The sequence below is a fragment of the Phascolarctobacterium sp. genome, from assembly GCF_045124115.1.
Lineage (GTDB): Bacteria > Bacillota > Negativicutes > Acidaminococcales > Acidaminococcaceae > Phascolarctobacterium_A.
In genome coordinates, this window is the sequence record NZ_JBGVLF010000017.1 from 1 (window position 1) to 23,954 (window position 23,954).

Genomic DNA, 23,954 nt, shown 5'->3' on the forward strand with positions numbered 1-23,954 from the left:
AAAGGATCTTAATTTCTTCTTCTGTTAAAATTCCTCTAGCCATATTGTGAGCCTCCTAAAATAATAATAACACGATTTTCAAGAAAACCAAAAATAATTTTTTGCGTTCTTGACGTGTCCAACTTTAGGGGACCACCTCAAGGAGGTATGTATTATGACTAAGAGGACTAAGCTTTTGGCGTTGGCGGTTACAGCGGCAATCTTATCTGGGGGGGGGTACAGGCTCGGTAGGGTACGCTGAAACGGCTCCAGTTGTAAACCCATCTGACGGAGCAAGGTATGATTTCATTAAATATATAGGAACTGACCATGTCAATGGTATTGAAATAAATGATGGTAAAGAACATTCTATAACTTTTACTGAAAATACTAGTGGCAATGCTGATATTTATATTAATTCTTCTAATACAGATGGAAGTAATGGTATCTACTATAATTACCCCAATGGCAGTTTGACAATAAATAAAACATCTGGAGAACCATTTAAAATTAATGTTGTAGCTACGGGTAATGTCAAGGGCATATATGACCCGGCGGAACTTACTATTAATCACAATACTGTTATCAACACTATTTCTAATGACGATAGCTCTTATGCTATAAGAATGTCTACAGATAATAAAATAACGTTAAATGGAAGTGCCGATATATATGCAAAAGGCAAGGATTATACCGAAGGTGTATATATTGGCGGAGATGATACAACAGCTACATTTGCCGGTGAAACAACAATTACTGCGGAATCAACAGATAGTACAGCTTATGCTTTAGAGGTAAAAGGTGAAGGGACTATCGTTACTTTCGATAAATCTGCGACTTTGACGGCGAAAGGCGACTCGGCCTATGGTATTTATTCAGGTTATGATAATCCTAATATCAAATTCGAAGGTGATGCGACTATAACAGCGGAAGTAACGACTGGTACAGAAAGACCTAAAGCTATCTACCTCCCATACAAAGCAAAAATTGAATTCAAACCAGAAAAAATCAATAAGATTACCGGTGATGTCTATGTAAATAGCGACTCTGATTTAAAACTGTACTTTAAAAATGCGGACTCGTTTTTGAAGGGCAACACAGAAATTGACAGTCGTGGTGGTGAAATTAAACTAGAAATCGCTAACGGTGGTACTTGGTATCCTGTTTTCGACACTACTGATAACGCTGAGGAAACATTTACTAAATTGACCATTGATGGTGGTATTATTGATTTGACCGACAATGGTAAATTGAAAAAGGTTGGTCGCTCTTTAAAATTAAATGGCACTATTACTGGTCAAGGTAATCTGTACATCAATACCGATATCCAAAATAATAAGAGCGATGTTATTGATGCAAACAATCAAGATTTCGATGCCAACTTGAAAATTAATTACGATCCTTGGTTTGATACCGATGATGCAAAAAAATACGGAGAAATTATAAAGGCTACGGACAAAATTGTTGTAGTTGATAACGCTAAAGATGTCGCTATCACTGCCTTGAAATCTGACTATAACGCCATTGAAATTACTCCCGAAATTAAACAAGAAGGCAACCAATGGCTCTTGAAAGGCTTTACTTCCGCTGGTACAGGCTCTGGTGGTTCTGGTGAAGGCGGTGGCTCCGGTGAAGGCGGCGGCTCCGGTGAAGGCGGCGGCTCTATTGTCTTCAAGCCTTCCGAATCCGTTAAAACTGCAGGCGATGCAGCCTATGCTCTGCGTTCCCTGTTCCTTGCAGAAAGCAACAGCATGGATAAACGCTTGGGCGAGCTGCGCAGTGGCAGCGTAAGCAAAGAAGACAGTCTGTGGGCACGTTACAACACCGGTGAATTAAAAGCTGGCGACGGTCGTAAAGCGGAGACCGAATATAACCTGTTCCAAATCGGTTACGACAAAGCCTTTGAACAAGCAAATGGCGTTGTCTATCGCGGTGTAGCAGTTTCCCATGCCGACGGTGACACTTCCTTCGAACGTGGCAGCGGTGAAGCTGACGAAACTACCCTCAGCCTCTACCAAAGCTGGAAGGGTAACAAAGGTCATTATTATGACGTTATTGCCAAAGCAGGCCGTTACAGCAACGAATATAGCTTAGTCGACAAGAGCGACAAACATGTTAAAGGCGATTCCGACGTTTGGGCATACTCCATTAGCGGTGAATATGGCTATCGCCAAAACTTGGCAGACGGCTTCTACATTGAGCCTCAGGCTGAACTGCTCTTGGGTCACATTGGCAGCGACACCTATACCAACAGCCTCGGCGTTAAAGTTAAAGCAGATAGCCAAAAGGCTGCCATTACCCGTTTGGGCGTAGCAGTTGGCAAGGAATTTGAAGACAAAGGCAGCGTTTTTGCTAAAGCCAGCTATTACCATGACTTCGCAGGCGGTTTGAGCGTAACCGGCGACGACATCGTCTCCTACGAACGCGACAATCCGCGTAACTGGGCAAGCATCGTCCTAGGCGGTACTACACAGCTCAGCAAAGCTTCCACCCTCTACGCTGAAGCAGAAAAACTCTACGGCGACTTGGAATCCAACGTCCAATTCAACGTAGGTTTCCGCTACAGCTTCTAAAGGTTTCTAAATAAAGGCTTCTCTTCCCAATAAAACTCCATAAAGAAAACAACTCTGCATTCCATGCCATAAACGTGGGTGCAGAGTTGTTTTTTACTATAGGGCAAAGTATGGAGCTTATATTAATGCTTGTCTTACGAAATGGCACCAAAGTGTAAGCTTATGACACTTTTATGCGCAGAAAATGTTGTTGTGGAGACACTTTTGTAGTAAAATTCTTTGTGATATAATTATTTTAAAGGCTTAAATAATTTTGCTTGGTTTTGCTCGAGGAGGGGTAAAAATGGCAGAAAAGACTGTGAGAATTGCATATGATGGCGATGCTTTACAAAATGGTGCAATGGAGATAAGCGAATTAGCTCCTGCACTGATTGCTTTTGGAAAATTTATACAGCGAGCAAATTACGTAATCGGAAATGACCGTCCTGTTAAGGTGATGCTTAAAGCAGATGATATTAGAAAAGGATCCTTCGACATTAGTTTGCAACTTGTAAGCGACATGTTGGAACAGGCAAAGCTGTTTATTAGTGGGATGGAAGATACAGGATTGGTTGCATTATTACAAATAATAGGTTATGGTGCTGCAACCGGTAAAGGTGTGTTTTGGTTAATAAAATACCTCAAAGGACGTAAGGTTACCAACGCCAAGAAGGTTTCGGAGAACAATATAGAGCTTACAGTAGAAGGTAGTATTACCATAACCATAACAGAAAATCTATATAATGTATTTAAAGATTATGAGGCAAGGCAACAGATAGAAAAGATTATTGAACCGTTAAATAATGCAGGGATTAATAGCTTTGAACTGCGCAACCCTGATGATATGAGTGATAAAAATCCGTGTGTAAAAATTATTAAAGAAGAAACATCTTACTTTAAAACCCCTGATATTGGAGATGTGGAGGAGCAACATACAAAAAATACATTGACTGTAATTTTAAAAATTGTAGGCATTGTGTTTGATGAAAACCAAAAGTGGCGTTTCACTGATGGAGATACTACTTTTTGGGCTAAAATTAATGATGAAGTATTTTGGCAGCGCGTAGAAAATAGAGAGTTGGCCTTTGCGAAGGGAGATCAACTAAAGGTAGTATATACTGCTGAACAAAAGTTAAATGCTTCCGGAAACCTTACTGTTGAAAGAACTATTGACCAAGTGCTAGAGGTAATCCCTAAGCCGACACAAATAAAGCTTGATTTTAAGGAATAGGTATTTGCTTGATGTAGCGAGCATGAAACAATTAAAAATACCATCAATATAGGAATTCTTTAAGGAGGAAAATACCAATGGAAAAATCCAAAGTATATTTTACTGATTTCCGCACCCCTTATGGTGGCAGCAGCCTGCCTCAAAAACTGCAAAAGCTGATGAAAAAAGCAGGCATTGCCAACATTAACTTTGAAAAACAATTCGTTGCTATTAAAATCCACTTCGGCGAACCGGGCAACGTGTCCTATCTGCGTCCCAACTACGCTAAAGCAGTTGCTGACGTCGTTAAAGAATTAGGCGGCAAGCCCTTCCTGACGGACTGCAACACCCTGTACGTAGGCAGACGTAAAGATGCGCTGGAGCATATCGACTCCGCTTATGAAAACGGCTTCAGCCCCTTCTCCACCGGTTGCCACGTAATCATCGCCGACGGTCTCAAAGGCACGGACGAAGCTTACGTTCCTGTAAAAAATGGCGAACTTGTTAAAGAAGCTAAAATCGGCAAAGCTTTGATGGATGCAGACATCATCATTTCTTTGACCCACTTTAAAGGTCACGAAATGGCAGGCTTTGGCGGCGCCATTAAAAACATCGGTATGGGCGGTGGTTCCCGCGCCGGCAAAATGGAAATGCACAACGATGGCAAGCCCAAAGTAAGCGCAAAAAAATGCGTTGGCTGCGGTCGCTGCGTTAAAATCTGCGCTCATGGCGCTCCCACTATTACTGACGGCAAAGCAACTATCGACGTTAATAAATGCGTTGGCTGCGGCCGCTGCTTGGGCAACTGCCCCATGGATGCCATCCACGCCATCAACGACGCCAGCATGGAAAACCTGAACAAAAAAATGGCAGAATACGCCCAAGCAATCTGCCAAGATCGTCCTCATTTCCATGTAAGCTTGATTGTAGACGTTTCTCCCTACTGCGACTGCCATGCTGAAAACGATGCTCCCATCGTGCCCAATATCGGTATGCTGGCATCCTTCGACCCTGTAGCGCTGGACCAAGCCTGTGCTGATCTGGTCAACGCTGCCCCCGTAGTTGCCAACTCCGTTTTAGGCGAGCATTTGGCAGCAGACCCTGCTGCCTGCAGCGGTCACGACCACTTCCATAACACCAGCCCGGAATCCGAATGGAAAGCTTGCTTGGCCCATGCGGAGAAGATTGGTCTGGGTACCCGTGAGTATGAACTGATTACCATGAAATAGAAAATCCGAAAATTTTTGGAATTTTTTCCAGAAACGTTCGACTTTTTCCCGCGCTTATGGTATGATATTACAGTAAAATATTTCAAAATTAACACTGTGCGTAATTTAGGAGGTCTAACAATGCAAGAGTATAAGCCGTTTAAATCCGGTAAGGTTCGTGAAATGTATGATATTGGCGATAGCATCGTTATGGTTGCCACCGACCGTATCTCTGCGTTCGACGTTATCCTCAAAAATAAGATTGAGAAAAAAGGTACTGTCCTGACCCAGATTTCTAAATTCTGGTTCGACTTCACCAAAGACATCGTACCTAACCATATGCTGTCCGTAGATGTTAAAGATATGCCTGAATTCTTCCACAAAGACGAATTCACCGGCAACAGCATGAAATGCAAAAAGCTAGAAATGCTGCCTGTAGAATGCATCGTTCGCGGCTACATCACCGGTAGCGGTTGGAAGAGCTATCAAAAAGATGGCGAAATCTGCGGTATTAAACTGCCCGAAGGTCTGCAGGAATGCCAAAAGCTGCCTGAACCTCTCTTCACCCCCAGCACCAAAGCTGAAATCGGTGATCATGATGAAAACATCAGCGTAGAACAAAGCATTGAAATTTTGGAGAAGCTGTATCCCGGCCGTGGCAAAGAATATGCTTTGAAACTCCGTGACTACACCATCGCTATCTACAAAAAATGCGCAGACTATGCTCTGTCCCGCGGCATCATCATTGCTGATACCAAATTTGAATTCGGCTTGGATGAAAACGGCGAAGTTGTACTGGGCGATGAAATGATTACTCCTGACTGCTCTCGTTTCTGGCCTTTGGAAGGCTATGAAGTTGGCCATGACCAACCTTCCTATGACAAGCAATTCGTACGTAACTGGCTCAGCGCTAACCCTGATTCCGGTTATGAACTGCCCCAAGATGTTATCGATAAGACCATCGGCAAGTACATCGAAGCTTACGAACTGCTGACCGGTTCCAAATTCGACTTCTAATTTTCCCAAAAGTGTAAAATTCAATACAAAAATAGTATAAATATAAGTTTTTTACAAAAAATTACACAAAAGTATTTACAACTGTGTATGCAAGTTGTATAATTTCACCATGAACAACAATGGAGTTGTAAGCGCAAGCTTTATTCCTTTGTTGTTCATTTTTTTATCCAAAGAAAATAGTGCTTATCGCGTGACGATTATACCGCCATATATAAAAATAAAAACAAGGCGGTTCGTGGAAGCGGCCAATTGAGGGGACTTTTGGGATGCTGAAAGTAAAAAAAGCACGACCGGCTGGGGGGCCGGACAAACTGGCACGCGAGAATAAAAACACCTGCTGCAAAGCAGGTTTTTTTATTTGCATTGAAAAATTCTGCTGATTATGTTACTCTTATATGAGAGTAACGGTTGCAATGCAACACAGTAAGGAAAATACTTCGTATTATTATAGATAAAACAAGAGGTGAAGGAATGAAAGCATACATTGGCATTGACATAGGCTCCACCTGCGCCAAAACCATCGTCATGGACGCCCAAGGACGCATCCTGCACCGTATCCTGCAGCCTACAGGTTGGAGCAGCGTGGACACAGCCCAATCTATCAAAACCAATTTGGCAGAACTGGGTTTTGATGTGGCGGAATGCGGCGTAATCGCCACAGGCTACGGCAGAATCTCCGTGCCCTACGCTGATAAATGCGTAACCGAGATCACCTGTCACGGTCGCGGCGCCTGCTACGTCTTCGACACGCAGAAGCTCACGGTTATCGACATTGGCGGGCAGGATACCAAGATTATCTGCGTAGCTGACGGCCAAGTGCGGGAATTTATCATGAACGACAAATGCTCCGCAGGCACAGGACGCTTTTTAGAAGTAATGGCTAATACTTTAGCCGTAACTCCGGGAGAACTGTGCCAACTGGCAGCCCAAGGCAGTAATGTTTCCATTAGCTCCATGTGTACTGTTTTTGCGGAATCAGAAGTTATTAGTTTGATTGGCAGAGGTGAAAGCAAGGAAAATATTGCTTTCGGCGTAGTAGACTCCATCGCCAAGAAAGTTGTTTCCCAAGCAGGCCGTATGGCTATGGGCGCTACAGTCTGCCTGACTGGGGGACTGTGCGATTTCGAATATTTACGCCAGCGTTTATCCCACAGCTTAAGTGTCCAAGTACAAACCCATCCTGACGCCCGCTATGCAGGCGCCATCGGTGCCGCCCTGTTGGCAACCAAGCTATCTGCTAAGAAGGGAGCGCAAGCATGATTTATTTAGATAACGCAGCAACTACCTTACATAAACCGCCTGCAGTTATTGACGCTGTTGTTAAAGCGATGACCACCATGGGCAATGCTTCCCGCGGCATTCACGGCAGCGCTTTAGAGGCCAGCCGCGCCATTTACGAAACACGCCGTAAGTTAGCAACGCTCTTTGGTTGTAAGCGTGCGGACCACGTGGTCTTCACCTGCAATTCTACGGAAGCACTGAACATCGCTATCTGCGGCACCCTTAACCAAGGAGACCATGTTATCACTACAGATATGGAGCACAACTCCGTTCTGCGCCCTCTGTACCGTATGGAAGCAGGACGCAACGTTGCTTTAGATTTTGTCACAACGGATAAGAATGGCTTGCCGGACATGGACGCTTTTGAAGCTTTAATCCGCCCGGAAACTAAAGCCATAGTGTGCACCCACGCCTCTAATTTAACCGGTGAGATTATCGATATCGCCCGCGTGGGAGCCTTAGCGAAAAAGCACGGACTGCTCTTCATTGTCGACGCATCCCAAACCGCAGGCTGCGTGCCCATTGATATGGAAACTATGGGCATTGATATCCTGTGCTTTACTGGGCATAAAGGACTTATGGGTCCCCAAGGCACAGGCGGTCTCTGTATTAGACAGGGCATTGAAATCCGTCCCTTCAAAGTTGGTGGTTCCGGGGTGCAATCCTACTTGAAGGAACAGCCCAAAGAATACCCAACTCGTTTAGAAGCAGGAACCTTGAATAGTCATGGCATTATGGGTCTATCTGCAGCCCTGGATTTTATTGAAGAAACAGGCTTGGAAAATATTGAAGCGAGAGAGCGCATGCTCATGCAACGTTTTTACCAAGGCGTGGCTAATATTCCCGGCGTAGTTACTTATGGTAATTTTAATCCCGACCACCCACGTACAGCAGTGGTGGCGCTGAATATTAGGGACTACGATTCCGGCGAAGTGGCTGACGAACTAAGCGAAAGCTATGATATCGCCGTCCGGGCCGGCGCTCATTGCGCACCACGGATGCACCGCGCTTTAGGCACTTCCGAACAAGGAGCAGTGCGCTTTAGTTTTTCCTGGTATACTACGGAAGCAGAAGTGGACGCAGCCATTACCGCCATCGCGGAAATTGCTGCAGAAGAATAAGTAAAAAACACCCCAAGGTGTAATATAAGGAGGATTTATTTATGGCAAATTATGTTCAAATGTGGAAAGATCTGGGTATGGACCTGGAAAACCATGACCTGCTGTGTCAGGTACTGCCTACTGCCGTTGGCGATGTTTTCCTGTCCCAAGAAAACCGTCCTAAAGGCATGGATTTCTGGGATTTAGTGCTTTCCGAGGTTCACGGCATTCGTTCTGCAGAGCTGATTGAAGCGCAAAAGGAAGGTCGTAAAGTTTTCGGTACCTTCTGCGTATACGTTCCCGATGAAGTAATTTTAGCAGCCAATGGTATCGTTACCGGTCTGTGCGGCGGTTCCCAATTTTGGGTTCCCGATGGAGAAGCAGTGCTGCCTAAGAGCACCTGCCCTCTGATCAAAGCTTCCGTAGGCGCTCGTCTGGGCAAAACCTGCCCCTTCTTCCGCATCGCTGATATGTACGTAGGCGAAACCACCTGCGATGGCAAGAAAAAAGCTTACGAAATCTTGGGCGAAGACGTGCCTATGTATGTAATGGATGTTCCCCAAATGAAACGCGAAAAGGATATCCTGAAATGGAAGGAAGAAATCGCTGAATTTGCTAAGACTGTGGAAGAATTCACCGGCAACAAGATTACACCGGAAAAATTAAACGAAGCTATCCACGTAATCAACGAACGCCGTAAAGCTATGGCGCGCGTATACAACTGCCGTAAGAGCGAATGCCTGCCCATCTCCGGTCGTGATGCTCTGCTGATGACCCAAATCTCCTTCTTTGACGATCCCGTTCGTTGCGCGCAAATGTGCAACAAATTGGCTGACGAGCTGGAACAACGTATTAAAGACGGCGTTAGCGTAGTTCCTGCAGGCACTAAACGTATTCTGGTTACCGGTACTCCTATGGCTATTCCTAACTGGAAGCTGCACAACATTATCGAAACCAGCGGTGGTGCTGTTGTTTGCGAAGAAATGTGCACCGGTACCCGTTATTTTGAAAATCTGGTGGACGAAACCAAGACCACTTTGGACGAACAATTTATGGCTCTGTCCGAACGCTATATGAAGACCAACTGCGCATGCTTCACTCCTAACACCGGTCGTATTGATGACATTCTGCGTCTGGCTAAGGAATACAAGGTTGATGGCGTTATCGACTGCAGCTTGAAGTTCTGCTGCCTGTATGACACTGAAAAATACAGCGTATCCCGTGCCCTGAAGGAAGCAGGCATTCCTGTATTGAGCCTGGAAACCGACTATGCTGATACTGATGCAGAACAACTGCGTACCCGTATTGGTGCATTCCTGGAGCTGTTGGATGCCTGAGGAAAAACTGCGTTATTACATTCTTTTTGCTAATTATGAGCAGGGGCTGGCACTGCGGGACCTGCTCTTAGCGGAGGAAATTAAGAATCGCATTGCGCCTACGCCGCGCTCCATCCAAGGGGAGCTGTCCTGCGGCATGAGCTTGTTAATCGAGCCTGCGGAGATAGAGGCTGCCAAAGCTTGTATTGCAAAGCATCAGGCGGACTATCACTCCATTGTGCCTTTAGCAGGGCAAATCAAATCCCATCGGGATAGATACTGCTAATCTAGCAAAGCCTTATATTTACCCATAACAAATAAGCACTACCTGACTTAAAGCCAAGTAGTGCTTGTTTTATTTTGCTTATATAATTCTACCGCCACCTACGACTACATCGCCGTCGTAGAGCACCAAAGCCTGACCTTTGGTAATGGCGCGCTGGGGTTCGTCGAACTCCAACTGCAGGGTGTTGTCATCGGGCTGGGTAACAGTTGCCCATTGCTCAATATGGTGGTAGCGGATGCGGGCCTTTACTCTGCGGGGTTCCGTAATCCGCTCGCAGTCAATCAGATTAATATCCGTTGCCGTTACGCTTTTACTAAAAAGCTGTGCATTAGTGGAGAGGATAACCTGATTATGAGCCACATCAATTTCTTTTACATACATGGGCTCGGGCAGTGCCAAGCCAAGACCTTTGCGCTGGCCTACGGTGTAGTGGATAATGCCTTTGTGACGCCCCAGTACCTTACCGGTGGTGTCCACAAAATTACCGGGCTTGAATTTGCGACCGGTACGCATTTCGATAAAGTCAGCATAGGTCATGCCGTCCTTAATAAAGCAGATGTCCTGACTATCGGATTTATGGGCAGTTACAAAGCCATGCTCCTCGGCAATGGCGCGTACTTGCGGTTTGGTAAGCTCGCCTAAGGGAAACTGCACATGGGCTAATTGTTCCTGAGTCAGGCTATAGAGTACGTAGCTTTGATCCTTAGCAGGGTCTTCTGCCTTCAAAAGCAAATAACGGCCTGTTGCCTCATCGTATCTAGTCTTAGCATAATGACCGGTGACCACGTAATCGCAGCCCAGCTCCTTAGCCTTGTTAAACAACTCGCCAAATTTCAGATAGCGGTTACAGTCGATACAGGGATTGGGAGTCATACCATTGACATAGGCATTGATAAAACGGTCAATTACCTCCGTGCGGAAGCGGTCGCCGTAGTTAAAAGTCAAATGTTCAATGCCAATACGGGAGCAAACCTGACAAGCATCCTTAATATCGTCAATGCTGCAGCATTTGCTGTCCATAACGGGCAGACCAATATCTTCGTTATTAAAAAGCTTCATAGTAACACCGGTGCAGGCGTAACCTTGCTCCAGCATCCTTAAAGCAGCAACGCTGGAATCAACGCCGCCACTCATAGCAATTAATGCAGATTTCTTCATTAGCATCTATCTCCTTATATTTAAAAAGCACGGGCAAATACACACTTTTATGTTAACGCTTAACATCGCCCCTGTCAACTACCACTCTGTAGCCTGCAGCCTCCACTCTTGCCTTGAGGCAGACTATGCATTGGGCTGCTTCCTCGCCTGTGCATATCTTGTTAGCGTACAATTCGTACTTCTTGCGCACGCTTACAGGTGACAAATTTGGCATAACTACGTTGCCGCCTGCCTGCAGCCCCAGCTCCCTGCCATTGGGGGCAATGGTGCCCAAAGCTGTAGTAGAAGGCAAAAGAGCGTAGGGGAAAAGCAAGCGCAGCATGGACAATACCCGCAGAGTTTGTTCCGCCGTACCGCTGGGTTTATCAGCAAAAGGCGTTTGCGCATGGGTTATATAGGGACCAATACCAATCATATCAGGTTGCAGTTCCTGTAAAAAGCGGATATCTGCCAAAATATTTTCCGGGCGTTGCCATGGACTCCCCACCATAAAACCACTGCCAACTTGATAACCAATCTCCTTCAAGTCGAAAAGGCAGCGCTTGCGGTTAGCCAAACTCATGGAAGCAGGATGAAGCATACCATAATGCTCGTCTAACGCTGTTTCGTGGCGCAGTAAATAACGGTTGGCGCCTGCATCAAAGTAGGCTTGGTAGCTAGCACGCTCCTTCTCACCAATGGACAGAGTAATGGCGCAATCGGGATGTTGGGCACGCATACTGCGGATAATATCGCACATGCGCTCATCCGTAAAATACGGATCCTCCCCGCCCTGCAGGACGAAGGTGCGGAAGTCCAAGGCATAGCCTTCAGCACAGCACGCCAAGATTTCTTCCTTAGTCAAGCGATAACGCTCCACATGGCAGTTCCCTGCTCTAATGCCGCAGTAGTAGCAATTGTTCTTACAGTAATTTGTAAATTCTATCAACCCGCGAATATAAACCGCATCACCATATACTGCCCGCCGTTGTTTATCGGCAGCAGCCGCCAACAGTTTATTAGTTTCCGAATCTGTGCTCGTAAGCAGTTGCAGCATCTCCGCATCATTTAAATCATGCTGCACTGCTAATTTAGCGATAAGCCCTTGAAGCATAGCCTCACCTCCAATTCCTACTTCTTTAATATGTTTCATATATTACAGTAGTTTACCTAACTTGTCAAGCAAATAAAAAACTTCACGAAATTTGTTGACAGATAGAAAATCTGCAGTATAATAAACCTACGAAGCAACTATGTTTAGTGTGAAATGAGTGATGAATATGAATAGAAAAATAGGCACACGATGTATACGCTAACAGCGTCGCACATTAAGCCAAACTATATTAAAGAATTTATTAAAAGGAGCGAACTAAAATGGCAATTTATAAAAGCGTAACTGAATTGATTGGCAAAACCCCCCTCTTGGAATTGAGCAATTATGAAAAGGAAAATAAACTGGAAGCAAAAATTGTTGCTAAGCTGGAATATTTCAATCCTGCAGGCAGTGCCAAAGATAGAATTGCTCTGGCTATGATTACTGATGCAGAAGCTAAAGGCGTCTTGAAACCCGGTGCTACCATCATCGAACCGACCAGCGGCAATACCGGTATCGGTTTGGCTTCTGTTGCTGCTTCCCGTGGCTACAAGGTGCTGTTGACCATGCCCGAAACCATGAGCGTTGAACGCCGCAACCTGTTGAAAGCATACGGTGCCCAACTGGTGCTTACCGAAGGCTCCAAGGGCATGCAGGGTGCTGTTGATAAGGCAGCAGAGTTGGCCAAGGAAATCGAAGGCAGCTTTATCCCCGGTCAATTTGTAAATCCTGCTAATCCTGCTATTCATAGAGCAACCACCGGTCCGGAAATCTGGGAAGACACTGAAGGCAAAGTTGATATCTTTGTTGCCGGCGTAGGCACTGGCGGTACCTTGAGCGGTGTAGGCGAATATCTGAAGTCTAAAAACCCCAATGTTAAGATTGTAGCTGTAGAACCAGCAACCTCTCCCCTGCTTAGCAAAGGCGTAGCCGGTCCCCATAAAATTCAAGGCATTGGTGCCAACTTTGTTCCGGAAACCTTGGATACTAAAATTTATGACGAAATAATTACTGTAGAAGCAGAAGATGCTTTTGCTGCAGGCAGATTCATGGCGCATCATGAAGGCGTACTAGTAGGCATTTCCTCCGGTGCAGCACTCCATGCGGCAACCGTATTAGCAAAACGCCCTGAAAACAAAGGTAAGCTTATTGTAGCATTGCTTCCTGACACCGGTGAACGCTATCTGTCCACCCCGATGTTTGCTGAATAAAGGAAGACAGGTGAATGAAGATGAATTTTAAGAAATTTTTATTACCGGTAGCTTTACTTGCTGCCTTCTCCTTTGCCCTCGCCGGTTGTGACGGTGGCAGCGGTTCCATCCAAGCTAAAGAAATCAAGATTGGTGCTACAGCAGGTCCTCACGCTGAAGTTGTAGAAGCAGTTGCCAAAGAAGCGAAGAAACAAAATCTGAATATCAAGGTTGTGGAGTTTTCCGATTACATTACTCCCGATAAAGCTTTGGCATCCGGCGATATTGATTTGGTAAGCTATCAACATAAACCTTTCATGGAAAACTTTAATAAACAGAACAAGACCAATCTTGTAGCTATCGGCAACACCATCCTTATGCGTATGGGTATCTATAGCGATAAGATTAAGGATATTAAAGATTTGCCTGAAGGCGGTATTGTAGCAATTCCTAATGATCCCACTAATGGCGGTCGTGGTTTGGCACTGTTGCAACGTGCCGGCGTTATTAAACTGAAAGACGGCGTTGGCTTTAAGGCTACACCGGCGGATGTTGTTGATAATCCTAAGCATTTGCAGTTCAAAGAATTGGAGGCAGCGCAATTGCCTCGCAGTTTGACGGACGTAGATGCTGCAGTGATTACTATGAACTACGTTATGAGCGCAGGCTTGGACGTTAAAAAGCAGGGTATCTTCTTAGAACCTAAGGATGAACCGTTAGCTGTAATGATTCTGGCTGTAGATGGCAAGAACAAGGATAATCCCACCTACAAGAAGGTTGCCGATATCTTCCACTCCGATGGTGTAAAACAATTTATCGCGGAAAAATACAAAGGAACTATCGTTCCGGCGGAATAAATAATTTCAATTAGGGGCTGTCGCACTAGCGGCAGTCCTTTTTCTTTTCCCTTACTCTCTAGTAGTTTCCCTTAAAATCGTACTGTTTTTAAGGGAAACATGTATAAATAAGATTAGAAACAGAAAGCACCTCTACTGCACTGGTTATCAGTACAGTGAGAGGTGCTTATTTTTTGTGTTTAAAATTTTACTGACAGCTTACTTTTCAAAGCAGATAAAGAAGACGGAACTTACTAACAGCAGCGCAGGATAGAAAAGATAGGACATAATATCGAAGGCGCTGATGCTAAGGCCGGTAGCAGCAACAATACTGCAGGCAACCAACATCTGCGCACCATAGGGAATTACCCCTTGGAATACGCAGGAAAAGGTATCGAGGATACTAGCAGCCTTACGCGGACTGATCTGGTAATCTTCCGCCATTTCCTTAGCAATGGGGTTAGCCATTACAATTGCTACCGTATTGTTAGCAGTAGCAATATCCATAGCGCCTACCAAAACGCCCATGCCCAATTGGCCACCAATCTTGCCCTTGAACACACTGCGAATCCATGCCAGCAAGGCTTCAAAGCCACCGCCGTAGCGAATAATGGCTGCCATAGCGCTAACAAAAATAGCTACCATGCTGGTTTCAAACATTCCTGCACAGCCTGCGCCCATGCTGGCACACAGCTTTAAGAAAGTAGTTTGCCCAGTGCCCAATAAAAGGCCTGCACCTAAAATAATACCGCCAATCAGGACTACAAAAACATTAATACCCATTACACCACCTGTCAGCACCAAAAGGTACGGCAGAATATGGAGCATTTGGTACTCCTTCACAACTTGCCCTTTCAGCTCCGTATTCAAGCTGAGGACAAGAATAAGAACTACGGAAAGGATTGCCGCGGGCAGAGCAATTCTAAAGTTTTCTTTGAACTTATCCTGCATGGCACAGCCTTGGCCGTTGCAGGCAGCAATGGTAGTATCAGAAATAAAGCTCAGATTATCGCCAAACATAGCACCGCCCACTACGGACGCCACGCAGATAGGCAGGCCGAAGCCGCTGGCTTGACTCACTGCCACAGCAATGGGCGTAAGCAGAGTGATAGTGCCCACGCTGGTACCCATGGACACAGATACAAAGGCAGCCACCACGAAAATAACTGCTACAGAATATTCCGGCGGAATAATGCTGAGCATAAAATAGGCAACACTGGAAGCACTGGAGCGACCTACGACACCAACAAAGATGCCTGCCGCCATAAAGATAAGCAGCATAGTAATAAGGTTCTTATCCGCAAGCCCCTTGCCCATAATTTCCATCTTTTTATTGAAGGAAAGGTGCTTATTCTGCACGCAGGCAACGAAAATCGCCATCATAATAGCCACGATGATGGGTACATTATAAAAACCCATGGGAACCTTCATCACATATTCAAACATAAAGCCCAAGCCTAGGTAGATTACCAGAAAAACAAGGATTGGTAAAAGTGCAGCTGCATTAGCTGCCGGTTTCTTAGCCATAACATTATCCCCTTCTATTTAAATTTATAATATGCACGCCATATATCTTATCATATCCTTCCCCGCAAATAAAGAGATAAAAATTGTTGCAGAACACAAAAAAGCATCCACCCCGCATTATAAGCGCAATGATGGATGCTAATTTTGTTATTTTAGATTGAATAGTTGCCTACGCCACGAGCGGTGTAGTCGTCAATAATATCCTGCAGGGTAATATTGTCCAAGTAGTCGGCAATAACCTTGCTCAATCCTTGCCACATAGGCAGAGTAATGCACTCGTTCCTGCGTTCACAGCCTTCGGGCTGCAAATCCAAACAAGCGATGGGAGTCAGGCTCCCTTCCGTCAAACGCAGAATATCGCCTACAGTATAGGCATCGGGAGGATTTACCAAACGATAGCCTCCTTGAAATCCCCTGTTGGCTTGCAGGATACTTGCTCTATTCAAAATAGGCACTATCTGCTCCAAATATTTTTTGGAAATATGCTGCCGTGCTGCAATATCCTTTAAAGCGATAAAGCCTTCCTGTTGGTGCATAGCCAAATCCAACAGCATACGCAGGGCATAACGCCCCTTGGTGGAGATTTTCATTACAGCTTCTCTACCAATGCCATGCCTGCTTCCAAAGCCTTGGTGTTGGCTTCTTCGGTTCCTTTAGGAACACGGTTCAGCACAGCCTTGGTGATAGCTTCCTTGGAAACGCATTTGGTCAGGCCAACAACAACGCCCAAAGCAACAATGTTAGCAAACAAGCTCTTGCCGCAAACAGTGTTAGCTGTATGGGTGATAGGCAGGTCAACGCGTTTGCCGTAGGTACCAGGAACCTCGTTTACAAAGAGAGTATCGGTAATAACGGTGGTGGAAGCATCGCAGTCAGCAGTATATTTGTTAGCAGCCTCCTGGCTCATAACCAGCAGGGTGTTGGGGCAGATTACACGGCTGAAATAGATAGGTTCATCGCTAATGATAGCTTCGGCCTTGGAGGAACCGCCACGGGCTTCAGGGCCATAGGATTGGGATTGAACAGCCAGCTTGTCATCTAAGAGGGCAGCTTCGGCTAAAATGATACCGGCAGTGATCAAGCCTTGGCCACCGGTGCCGGAAAAACGAAAGCTTTGTCTCATGATTATTTACCCTCCTGTGCACGTTTAATCAGTTCATCATAGGCAGCGGTGTATTCCTGTACATCGTTGTTTTCATACAATACGCCGATGGGGAATTTGCCGGCAGCAATTGCTTCTGCCTTCTTTTCTTCGTCCATGCGGTCCCAAACAGCTTTCAGTACGCCATGGTCACGTTGCCATGCCATCATTTGAGCAGGGCCACCCATTTTGTTTTGACGACCAAAGGAAATGGGGCAGGCACTAACAACTTCGATAATGGAGAAGCCTTTGTGCTCAATGCCTTTAGCAATGGTGTCAACCAGTTGGGGAACGTGGAAGGTAGTGCCACGAGCTACAAAGGTTGCGCCTGCAGCTTTAGCCAGCTCCAACAGGTTGAAGCTAGGTTCGATGGTGGTATAAGGAGCAGTGGTAGCTTTGGAATGAATCGGGGTCATAGGGGAATATTGACCACCGGTCATACCATAGATGCTGTTGTTATATACAACCAAAGTCAAATCGATATTACGACGGGCAGCATGAATCAGGTGGTTGCCACCGATAGCGGTGCAGTCACCGTCGCCGCTGCAAACGATTACGTTCAGTTTGGGATTACCCATTTTAACACCGGTAGCAATGGGCAGTGCGCGACCATGCAGGGTGTTAGCGGTGTTGAAATCCAAATAGCCGGAGGAACGGCTGGAGCAGCCGATACCGCTGATCACAGCAACATCGTCTTTAGCCAGACCTTGTTTATCAATAGCCTTAACGATAGCACCGGTAATAATACCGTTACCGCAGCCGGGGCACCAGATGTGAGGCAGACGGCCGGGACGGAAATATTTAGCAATTAAATCTTCCATTACACTCATTGTATTATTCTCCTCTCATCCGATTAGGCCATAGCCTTTTTGATTTCAGCTAAAAGCTCGGCCGGAGTAGCAGATTCGTTATCATATTTGCCGTACAGAGTTACAGGAACTTTGCCTGCTACAGCACGTTCAACTTCCAAAACGTATTGGCCTGCGTTGAGCTCGTGAACCAGGATGCCTTTAACTTTGGCAGCAACTTCTTTGATTTGCTTTTCTGCGAAAGGCCAAATGGTGATGGGGCGTACAAAGCCAACCTTCAAGCCTTCTGCACGTGCCATGTCGATTGCTTCATAAGCGGTACGGGCAGCGCCGCCGAAAGCAACTACTGCAAATTCAGCATCTTCCATCTTGTAGTTTTCAACTTGGATAATGTCGTCCAGGTTGTCTTCCAATTTGGTACGCAGACGGTCTTGGGATTCTTTGGTTGCAGCGCCGGTGCCTTTGGGGAAACCGGTTTCGTCATGTACCAGACCGGTTACATGCCAACGATAGCCGCTGCCGAAGGGAGCCATAGCCGGAACCTTGGAGCCTTCTTCGCAACCATAAGCCAAGTAGTCTTCAGGAGCACAGGTAGGTTGTTTGCGTTCTGCTTGAGGAATTTCGTCATAGTTGTCAGGCAGCTCGATTTTTTCGCGCATGTGGCCAACTACTTCGTCCATCAACAGGATTACGGGGCAACGATATTTTTCTGCCAGTGCAACTGCACGCAGAGTCAGATCAAAGCATTCAGGAACGCTGGAGGGAGAAATGGTGATCAGCCAGTGATCGCCGTGGGTGCCCCAACGGGTTTGCATAACTTCGCCTTGCGCAGGGCTGGTAGGTTGACCGGTTGCCGGGCCCACACGTTGTACGTTAACGATTACGCAGGGGATTTCAGCGATGCACGCCAAACCCAGCATTTCTTGTTTCAGGGAGAAACCGGGGCCGCTGGTTGCGGTCATAGCTTTTTTGCCTGCCATGGATGCGCCGATAACGGTACCCAGACCGGCAATTTCGTCTTCAGTCTGCATGAACTTGCCACCAACTTGGGGCAGACGCAGAGCTAATTGTTCAGCAATTTCGGTGGAAGGGGTGATAGGATAACCGCCGTAAAATTTTACACCGGCAGCAATCGCACCCTCAACAACTGCTTGGTTACCTTGTAACAGCAGGATTCTTGACATGGGTAATTCACTCCTTTTTATTTATCTACAAAAATAGCGTAGTCCGGGCAACGCATTTCGCATTGACCGCATTTGATGCAATTCTCCTCAGCAACGGCTTCGACCTTGCCTACTTCGCTGACTGCCAGGACTTTTTTGGGGCAGAATGCCTCGCAGATGCCGCAGCCCTTGCAACGCTTAGTGATAATCTTTAAGCTCATATGGTGACCTCCTTACGATAGTCATAATAAAACCGGCTTCGAACAGCTCGTATCTTTATTATATCAAAAAAACTAGGAAGTGAGTATGTTTTTTTGTGTTTTTCTTCGTGCTTATAAACTATTGTAAAAAACTCCCCTGCAGACTAGAATTTATATACTAAACAAGCTATAATATATATTAAATTAGCAATTAAATGATACGGAAAAAAGGACGGAGGGAAAGCAGTGAAGGTTAGCGGAGCAGCGCCCAAGGATCAACGGATTTTGGCAGCAGCGGAAAAAATTTTCTCCATGTACGGCTACGAGAAAGCAACGCTGGATGCAATTATCAAGTTAGCTGACGTGGGCAAGGGAACCATCTATAAATATTTTGGCAATAAGGAGCAGCTTTTCTACCATTTGGTAGTAGGTAGGAACGAAGCCTTTGTCAAACGCCTGCGCCAAGCTGTAGATGCACAGGAAGGGCTTAAGGATAAGCTGTGTGCCTATTTCGAAGAATTCATCTCCTTCTACTACGAGAACAACTCTTTGTGGCAGATTATCTGCTTTGAAATGTTGGGAGGCAGCAACGCCTGCCGTATTCAAAAGGTAGACGGAGACTACCAAGTTCTCCCCCGTTATAGCCAATTGGAAATCAAAGCAGAGGCGAAGGAACAGATTCTGCGCTACTACAGCATTTTAGATGCAGAATATGTGATTTTAGAAAAAATTCTTCTGGACGGAATCAACGCAGGTATTTTAAAAGCCCCCAACGATGCAGAGGCGACAAGCAAGTATCTGTTCTTCGGCGTTGCCATGAGTATCTTTAATCCTACGCAAAACTTGATTGAAAAATTCAACGCCAAGGAAATATCCCTTATCATTGTGGACCGTTTCCTCCATGGCGAGTGTGTTCCCGAGACTATATAAATAGAATTACATAATACGCAAACCAAAGGAGGCTCCGACCATGGATTCTTTAATCAACAAACTTTGGAAAATAGTCAAAATCTTATTTTTGATAGTCGCCATATTCTATCTCGGAGTTTTTTTATTGGGAATCGTTGGTACAATTTTCATGGTTGTACAACATCCTTAATCGTATGTAAAAAAGCTTACGTAGACGTAAAAATCTACGTAAGCTTTTATTTTTACCTATTTTACTTTTAGAACACCAATCTTGCGAAGGCTACAATCAAAGGAATAGCAATAATGGTACGCTCTAAGAAGATGATTACCAACTTGCCAAAGTTCAGAGGAACTTCGCTCTTAATGATAATGGCACCAACTTCGGTCATGTAGATGATTTGCACCAAGCTTAATACACCGATGATGAATTTGGTTTCCACAGATTCGATACCGGTAATGAGCAGCGCAGGAATAAACATATCCGCAAAGCCAACCAAGGTAGCAGGAGCAACCTTAAAGGCATCTGCAACGCCCAACACGTTCAGATACATACCCATGGGATAGGACAACCATTGGAAAATCGGAGTATATGTTGCAACCATCAACGCCAAAATACCCCAGCTTAATACAATGGGGATCAAGTCGAACAGCATACCCAAGGTTACTTCCATACCACCGCTGATAATACCCTTAATACCAAAGGAATTAGCACGACGGCAGGCCATTTCCACTGCGTAAGGCAGAAGCTCCACATCCTCGGGCACATGCTCATCAAGATTCTTACCTACGCTTTCGCGATAGGTGTTAGGAACAGTGCTGATAGGCGGAATGCGAGCAATAATTGCTGCCAAAATAATACCTACAAGGCAGATGCACAGGTAAAAGGCAGGAAAATATTGTTCAATGCCAATAGTGGTAGCAATAATCAGGCAAAAGGGAATGGAAACCAAGGAGAAGTTAGTCATAATATAACCAGCTTCACGTTTAGTATAAAAGCCTCTGTTGTATTGCTCACGAGTCAGGATTACCGCTGCATTGGAAGCACCAAACCAAGATGCCATCAAGTCAACGGAAGCACGACCGGGCACGCGGAACAAGGGATGTACTACCGGGCGCATAATTACGCCTAAGAACTCCATAATGCCACAGTCCGTCAAGAAGGGCATAATAAAGCTAAAGGACAATACGATGCAGAACAGGGTGTTGCACAAACCCAACATGGTAGCACCGGTATCTACGGAAATGATATATTCCGGACCAACCTTGAAGAGGCACATGATGGCAAAAATTGCACCCATAACCTTGGAACACAAATATAAGGGAGAACTGCTGAATACCTTGCTGAATACATCGTGCTCACGAATCCAAGCAGGCTTGCAAAAATAATCATACAGGCTAATTGCACCGGCAAAGGTTACACATGCAGTAACAATGTACGGCAGGCTGGCGCCAAAGCCCTTTTTCAAAAAGGTGCAGCAAAAGTCCAACAGGGTGGTAAAAGTTGCACCATGGGGAATAGGCACCAAAAACATCAGGATACCAAAAGCGGAACCTAAAATAAAGGTCAGCAGATTTGCTGTATTAGTATATTTCTTTTCCATTATTATTCCTCATCTAATTCATCATAAGTTTTCCACTGCGACGAAAGCATCGTATAGCATATCCTCGCTTACAGGATAGGGAATGTGCTCCATATCCGGACCGCTTACGGCTTCCTTGAGCACTGCAGTCAAAGCTTCACGCTCTATAGGAGCGCCCATCTCCTTCAAAGTAGTGCGAATCTCCAAAGCCTGCAGGAACTTTTTCAGCTCCCTTGCTTCCTCCAGCTTGCCATCCACTGCCAACTGTACCAATACGCCGTAGGCCACTACATTACCGTGAAGATTTTCTTCTTCAAAGCCTGGCAGCAGCACCAAAGCATAGTATACAGAATGAGCAATGGCACAGTTATAGCAATCCAGAACCATCAGGGATACCAAACCGGTGCTAACAATATTGGCCAGCACTGCTTCCTTCAAATCATCACTGGGCACATGGGCACGACAATCAGCCAAGGCCTGTACACCATGCTCCAGTAAGGGGAAATAGCACATATTGCTGATTTCCCTGCCCAAAGCAGAGCTATGAGCCAGCTTGTCCCCACGAGCAGCAAAATGACATTCAAAATACTTGCCCATAGTATCACCCATGCCTGCCTGCAGATAAATAGCAGGAGCATTGGCAATAATGGTTAAATCCATAAAGCAATGACGAGGAGGACGGTCGTAATAATAGAAGCTGTCGAAACTGCCATCTTCATGATAGACTACGGACAAAGCCGTAGTGCCTGCGCAGGTGGCAGCAATTGTAGGAAAGGTAAAGACAGGCAGCCCTGCATCCTTGCCTACGCCTTTGGCAGTATCAAGAGCCTTGCCACCGCCCATGCCAAAAATCATATTGGCACCTAATTCTTTAGCTAAAGCAGCAAATTGAGCAATGCCTGCATAGGTACATTCGCCGCTGAAGGTTTCAACTGCTACGATTTCCAAATCGGAACCTACCAAGGCTTCCTGCAAACGCTTCTGCCCGGCAGCCAAAGCCTTAGGCCCGCCAATGAGCAGTGCCTTATTGCCAAAGAGACTGCACTCTGTAGCTACCTTGCTATAGGCATCAGCACCAATAGTATAATCACAATAATAAATGCGGTCGGTCATCATGCTTGCGCCAGCTCTCTCAATTTGCTCAGACGACGAATTGCTTCATCAATGGTGCTCTTTTCACGAGCAAAATGCAGACGGATCAGATTGTTAACAGGCTCACGGAAGAAGCTGGAACCGGGCACTGCTGCCAAACCGATATTCTTAATCATCCATTCGCAGAATTCCAAATCCGTATAGCCCTTGAATTTAGGCATATCCAAAAATTCTTGAATATCTATCATAACAAAATAAGTACCTTGGGGTACATTGTGCTTAATACCGATGCTGTCCAGACCATCCAAGAAATATTTGCGTTTTTCCGTATACAAGGCCAGCAAATCTTCATAATATTGATCAGGGAAGTTAAGACCGGTTACAGCTGCTTCCTGCAGGGGAGATGCTGCACCAACGGTCAGGAAGTCGTGAACCTTTTTGCAGGCTTCGATAACTTCTTCGGGACCAACCACATAGCCCAAACGCCAACCGGTAATGGAATAGGTTTTGGACAAGGAGTTACAAGTAATAGTGTTGTTGTACATGCCGGGGAGAGAAGCCATGCAGGTGTGGTGATTAGGCGCATATACCATGTGTTCATAAACTTCGTCGGTTACAACAAAGGCATCATATTGCAAAGCCAGCCTGCCAATGGCCAGTAGCTCTTCTTCGGTGAATACTTTGCCGCAAGGGTTGGAAGGATTGCAGATGATGATGGCTTTAGCACCTTGTTTAAAACCGTCTTCAATCAGGTTAATATCAAAATTGTACTCGGGAGGAACCAAAGGAATAAAGATTGGTTCCGCACCGGACAGAATGGTATCTGCACTATAGTTTTCATAGAAGGGGGAGAAAACCATAATCTTATCCCCGGGGTTGCAGATGGACATAACCACGCTCATCATGGCTTCTGTGCCACCGCAGGTAATGCAGATTTCGGTTTCCGGATCGATTTCGCGGTTGAAGGCCTTGCCTTGCTTTCTAGCAATAGCTTCACGCAGGTTATCTGCGCCATAGGTTACGGAATATTGGTGAGGGCCTTCATAGGCAACCTTTGCCAACGCATCCAGTAAAGGACGGGGCGGATCAAAATCAGGAAAACCTTGGGACAAATTAATAGCACCATATTCATCGCTGATGCGAGTCATGCGACGAATTACGGAATCAGTAAAAGTAGAAACTCTGTGACTTAACTTAGGCATATATAAACCTCCTAATGATAATAACAAGACAAAATAGCAATACTTGAAAATTATACCACTTCCACCCACGTTTTCGCAATAAAAATTGCATAGATATACAAGGTTATTTGTAAAAAATAAACTCCC

Annotated in this window: 22 protein-coding genes; 11 read left to right on the forward strand and 11 right to left on the reverse strand. The window is 45.5% G+C overall.

Annotated features, from left to right (window positions below; all coding sequences use genetic code 11):
* The first annotated feature begins 452 nt into the window (after positions 1 to 452).
* The 8 genes from ACJMM4_RS02215 (at position 453) to ACJMM4_RS02250 (ending at position 9,949) form a co-directional block, all read left to right on the forward strand.
* Complete coding sequence (locus ACJMM4_RS02215) at positions 453 to 2,552, forward strand: autotransporter outer membrane beta-barrel domain-containing protein (protein ID WP_405382893.1); 2,100 nt, start codon at positions 453 to 455, stop codon at positions 2,550 to 2,552.
* Positions 2,553 to 2,835: 283 nt separating this feature from the next.
* Positions 2,836 to 3,762: a hypothetical protein gene (locus ACJMM4_RS02220; RefSeq protein WP_405380184.1), complete on the forward strand. Its 927-nt coding sequence runs from the start codon at positions 2,836 to 2,838 to the stop codon at positions 3,760 to 3,762.
* Between the two features lie 77 nt (positions 3,763 to 3,839).
* Entirely contained in the window at positions 3,840 to 4,970 is a 1,131-nt protein-coding gene (locus tag ACJMM4_RS02225; RefSeq protein WP_405382895.1) for a DUF362 domain-containing protein, read from the forward strand.
* Positions 4,971 to 5,090: 120 nt separating this feature from the next.
* On the forward strand, positions 5,091 to 5,966 hold the full coding sequence (locus ACJMM4_RS02230; RefSeq protein WP_405380180.1) for a phosphoribosylaminoimidazolesuccinocarboxamide synthase: 876 nt from the start codon (positions 5,091 to 5,093) through the stop codon (positions 5,964 to 5,966).
* 471 nt (positions 5,967 to 6,437) lie between these two features.
* Positions 6,438 to 7,226: an acyl-CoA dehydratase activase gene (locus tag ACJMM4_RS02235; protein WP_405380178.1), complete on the forward strand. Its 789-nt coding sequence runs from the start codon at positions 6,438 to 6,440 to the stop codon at positions 7,224 to 7,226.
* Positions 7,223 to 8,368, forward strand: coding sequence for an aminotransferase class V-fold PLP-dependent enzyme (locus tag ACJMM4_RS02240; RefSeq protein WP_405382896.1), 1,146 nt, complete (start codon positions 7,223 to 7,225; stop codon positions 8,366 to 8,368). The genes ACJMM4_RS02235 and ACJMM4_RS02240 overlap by 4 nt, the downstream gene beginning before the upstream one ends.
* 41 nt (positions 8,369 to 8,409) lie before the next feature.
* Complete coding sequence (locus tag ACJMM4_RS02245; protein WP_405382898.1) at positions 8,410 to 9,684, forward strand: double-cubane-cluster-containing anaerobic reductase; 1,275 nt, start codon at positions 8,410 to 8,412, stop codon at positions 9,682 to 9,684.
* Positions 9,677 to 9,949, forward strand: a complete 273-nt coding sequence (locus ACJMM4_RS02250; protein WP_405380172.1) for a DUF3343 domain-containing protein — start codon at positions 9,677 to 9,679, stop codon at positions 9,947 to 9,949. The genes ACJMM4_RS02245 and ACJMM4_RS02250 overlap by 8 nt, the downstream gene beginning before the upstream one ends.
* A 78-nt stretch (positions 9,950 to 10,027) precedes the next feature.
* Here ACJMM4_RS02250 and mnmA read toward each other — a convergent pair whose 3' ends face one another.
* Together mnmA and hydE are read right to left on the reverse strand one after the other, a co-directional pair.
* Positions 10,028 to 11,107: a tRNA 2-thiouridine(34) synthase MnmA gene (gene mnmA, locus ACJMM4_RS02255; protein ID WP_405380170.1), complete on the reverse strand. Its 1,080-nt coding sequence runs from the start codon at positions 11,105 to 11,107 to the stop codon at positions 10,028 to 10,030.
* Positions 11,108 to 11,159: 52 nt separating this feature from the next.
* Positions 11,160 to 12,200: a [FeFe] hydrogenase H-cluster radical SAM maturase HydE gene (gene hydE / locus ACJMM4_RS02260; RefSeq protein ID WP_405380168.1), complete on the reverse strand. Its 1,041-nt coding sequence runs from the start codon at positions 12,198 to 12,200 to the stop codon at positions 11,160 to 11,162.
* 260 nt (positions 12,201 to 12,460) lie between these two features.
* Between hydE and cysK the strand changes: the two genes are divergently transcribed.
* Together cysK and ACJMM4_RS02270 are read left to right on the forward strand one after the other, a co-directional pair.
* Positions 12,461 to 13,390 carry a cysteine synthase A gene (cysK, locus tag ACJMM4_RS02265; RefSeq protein ID WP_405380166.1) on the forward strand — a complete coding sequence of 310 codons (930 nt, stop codon included), beginning with the start codon at positions 12,461 to 12,463 and terminating at the stop codon, positions 13,388 to 13,390.
* 20 nt (positions 13,391 to 13,410) lie between these two features.
* Positions 13,411 to 14,226: a MetQ/NlpA family ABC transporter substrate-binding protein gene (locus ACJMM4_RS02270; RefSeq protein WP_405382937.1), complete on the forward strand. Its 816-nt coding sequence runs from the start codon at positions 13,411 to 13,413 to the stop codon at positions 14,224 to 14,226.
* 198 nt (positions 14,227 to 14,424) lie between these two features.
* Here the strand turns inward: ACJMM4_RS02270 and ACJMM4_RS02275 are convergent, their stop codons facing one another.
* From ACJMM4_RS02275 to ACJMM4_RS02300, 6 genes are all read right to left on the reverse strand, one after another.
* On the reverse strand, positions 14,425 to 15,732 hold the full coding sequence (locus ACJMM4_RS02275; RefSeq protein ID WP_405382900.1) for a Na+/H+ antiporter NhaC family protein: 1,308 nt from the start codon (positions 15,730 to 15,732) through the stop codon (positions 14,425 to 14,427).
* A gap of 152 nt (positions 15,733 to 15,884) precedes the next feature.
* Positions 15,885 to 16,322: an RrF2 family transcriptional regulator gene (locus ACJMM4_RS02280; RefSeq protein ID WP_405380162.1), complete on the reverse strand. Its 438-nt coding sequence runs from the start codon at positions 16,320 to 16,322 to the stop codon at positions 15,885 to 15,887.
* Positions 16,322 to 16,855, reverse strand: a complete 534-nt coding sequence (locus ACJMM4_RS02285; RefSeq protein ID WP_405380160.1) for a 2-oxoacid:acceptor oxidoreductase family protein — start codon at positions 16,853 to 16,855, stop codon at positions 16,322 to 16,324. The genes ACJMM4_RS02280 and ACJMM4_RS02285 overlap by 1 nt, the downstream gene beginning before the upstream one ends.
* A 2-nt stretch (positions 16,856 to 16,857) precedes the next feature.
* A complete protein-coding gene (locus ACJMM4_RS02290; protein WP_405380190.1) occupies positions 16,858 to 17,694 on the reverse strand; it encodes a 2-oxoacid:ferredoxin oxidoreductase subunit beta in 837 nt (278 codons plus the stop codon).
* A 32-nt stretch (positions 17,695 to 17,726) separates the two neighbouring features.
* A complete protein-coding gene (locus ACJMM4_RS02295; protein ID WP_405380158.1) occupies positions 17,727 to 18,866 on the reverse strand; it encodes a 2-oxoacid:acceptor oxidoreductase subunit alpha in 1,140 nt (379 codons plus the stop codon).
* A 17-nt stretch (positions 18,867 to 18,883) separates the two neighbouring features.
* Positions 18,884 to 19,066, reverse strand: coding sequence for a ferredoxin family protein (locus ACJMM4_RS02300; protein WP_405382902.1), 183 nt, complete (start codon positions 19,064 to 19,066; stop codon positions 18,884 to 18,886).
* Positions 19,067 to 19,291: 225 nt separating this feature from the next.
* Between ACJMM4_RS02300 and ACJMM4_RS02305 the strand changes: the two genes are divergently transcribed.
* Positions 19,292 to 19,975 carry a TetR/AcrR family transcriptional regulator gene (locus ACJMM4_RS02305; RefSeq protein WP_405380154.1) on the forward strand — a complete coding sequence of 228 codons (684 nt, stop codon included), beginning with the start codon at positions 19,292 to 19,294 and terminating at the stop codon, positions 19,973 to 19,975.
* A 236-nt stretch (positions 19,976 to 20,211) separates the two neighbouring features.
* Here ACJMM4_RS02305 and ACJMM4_RS02310 read toward each other — a convergent pair whose 3' ends face one another.
* The 3 genes from ACJMM4_RS02310 to ACJMM4_RS02320 are packed head-to-tail and all read right to left on the reverse strand — an operon-like array spanning position 20,212 to position 23,828.
* Positions 20,212 to 21,555 carry a YjiH family protein gene (locus tag ACJMM4_RS02310; RefSeq protein WP_405382904.1) on the reverse strand — a complete coding sequence of 448 codons (1,344 nt, stop codon included), beginning with the start codon at positions 21,553 to 21,555 and terminating at the stop codon, positions 20,212 to 20,214.
* Positions 21,556 to 21,576: 21 nt separating this feature from the next.
* Entirely contained in the window at positions 21,577 to 22,650 is a 1,074-nt protein-coding gene (locus ACJMM4_RS02315) for an iron-containing alcohol dehydrogenase family protein (RefSeq protein ID WP_405382906.1), read from the reverse strand.
* Positions 22,647 to 23,828, reverse strand: a complete 1,182-nt coding sequence (locus tag ACJMM4_RS02320) for a pyridoxal phosphate-dependent aminotransferase (protein WP_405382908.1) — start codon at positions 23,826 to 23,828, stop codon at positions 22,647 to 22,649. The genes ACJMM4_RS02315 and ACJMM4_RS02320 overlap by 4 nt, the downstream gene beginning before the upstream one ends.
* Positions 23,829 to 23,954: the final 126 nt, after the last annotated feature.

Bases quoted from the DNA above. Each gene is read 5' to 3' on its own strand.
- ACJMM4_RS02220 (WP_405380184.1), top strand. From the start codon at position 2,836: ATGGCAGAAAAGACTGTGAGAATTGCATATGATGGCGATGCTTTACAA.
- ACJMM4_RS02225 (WP_405382895.1), top strand. From the start codon at position 3,840: ATGGAAAAATCCAAAGTATATTTTACTGATTTCCGCACCCCTTATGGT.
- ACJMM4_RS02230 (WP_405380180.1), top strand. From the start codon at position 5,091: ATGCAAGAGTATAAGCCGTTTAAATCCGGTAAGGTTCGTGAAATGTAT.
- ACJMM4_RS02235 (WP_405380178.1), top strand. From the start codon at position 6,438: ATGAAAGCATACATTGGCATTGACATAGGCTCCACCTGCGCCAAAACC.
- ACJMM4_RS02240 (WP_405382896.1), top strand. From the start codon at position 7,223: ATGATTTATTTAGATAACGCAGCAACTACCTTACATAAACCGCCTGCA.
- ACJMM4_RS02245 (WP_405382898.1), top strand. From the start codon at position 8,410: ATGGCAAATTATGTTCAAATGTGGAAAGATCTGGGTATGGACCTGGAA.
- ACJMM4_RS02250 (WP_405380172.1), top strand. From the start codon at position 9,677: ATGCCTGAGGAAAAACTGCGTTATTACATTCTTTTTGCTAATTATGAG.
- mnmA (WP_405380170.1), bottom strand. From the start codon at position 11,107: ATGAAGAAATCTGCATTAATTGCTATGAGTGGCGGCGTTGATTCCAGC.
- hydE (WP_405380168.1), bottom strand. From the start codon at position 12,200: ATGCTTCAAGGGCTTATCGCTAAATTAGCAGTGCAGCATGATTTAAAT.
- cysK (WP_405380166.1), top strand. From the start codon at position 12,461: ATGGCAATTTATAAAAGCGTAACTGAATTGATTGGCAAAACCCCCCTC.
- ACJMM4_RS02270 (WP_405382937.1), top strand. From the start codon at position 13,411: ATGAATTTTAAGAAATTTTTATTACCGGTAGCTTTACTTGCTGCCTTC.
- ACJMM4_RS02275 (WP_405382900.1), bottom strand. From the start codon at position 15,732: ATGGCTAAGAAACCGGCAGCTAATGCAGCTGCACTTTTACCAATCCTT.
- ACJMM4_RS02280 (WP_405380162.1), bottom strand. From the start codon at position 16,322: ATGAAAATCTCCACCAAGGGGCGTTATGCCCTGCGTATGCTGTTGGAT.
- ACJMM4_RS02285 (WP_405380160.1), bottom strand. From the start codon at position 16,855: ATGAGACAAAGCTTTCGTTTTTCCGGCACCGGTGGCCAAGGCTTGATC.
- ACJMM4_RS02290 (WP_405380190.1), bottom strand. From the start codon at position 17,694: ATGGAAGATTTAATTGCTAAATATTTCCGTCCCGGCCGTCTGCCTCAC.
- ACJMM4_RS02295 (WP_405380158.1), bottom strand. From the start codon at position 18,866: ATGTCAAGAATCCTGCTGTTACAAGGTAACCAAGCAGTTGTTGAGGGT.
- ACJMM4_RS02300 (WP_405382902.1), bottom strand. From the start codon at position 19,066: ATGAGCTTAAAGATTATCACTAAGCGTTGCAAGGGCTGCGGCATCTGC.
- ACJMM4_RS02310 (WP_405382904.1), bottom strand. From the start codon at position 21,555: ATGGAAAAGAAATATACTAATACAGCAAATCTGCTGACCTTTATTTTA.
- ACJMM4_RS02315 (WP_405382906.1), bottom strand. From the start codon at position 22,650: ATGATGACCGACCGCATTTATTATTGTGATTATACTATTGGTGCTGAT.
- ACJMM4_RS02320 (WP_405382908.1), bottom strand. From the start codon at position 23,828: ATGCCTAAGTTAAGTCACAGAGTTTCTACTTTTACTGATTCCGTAATT.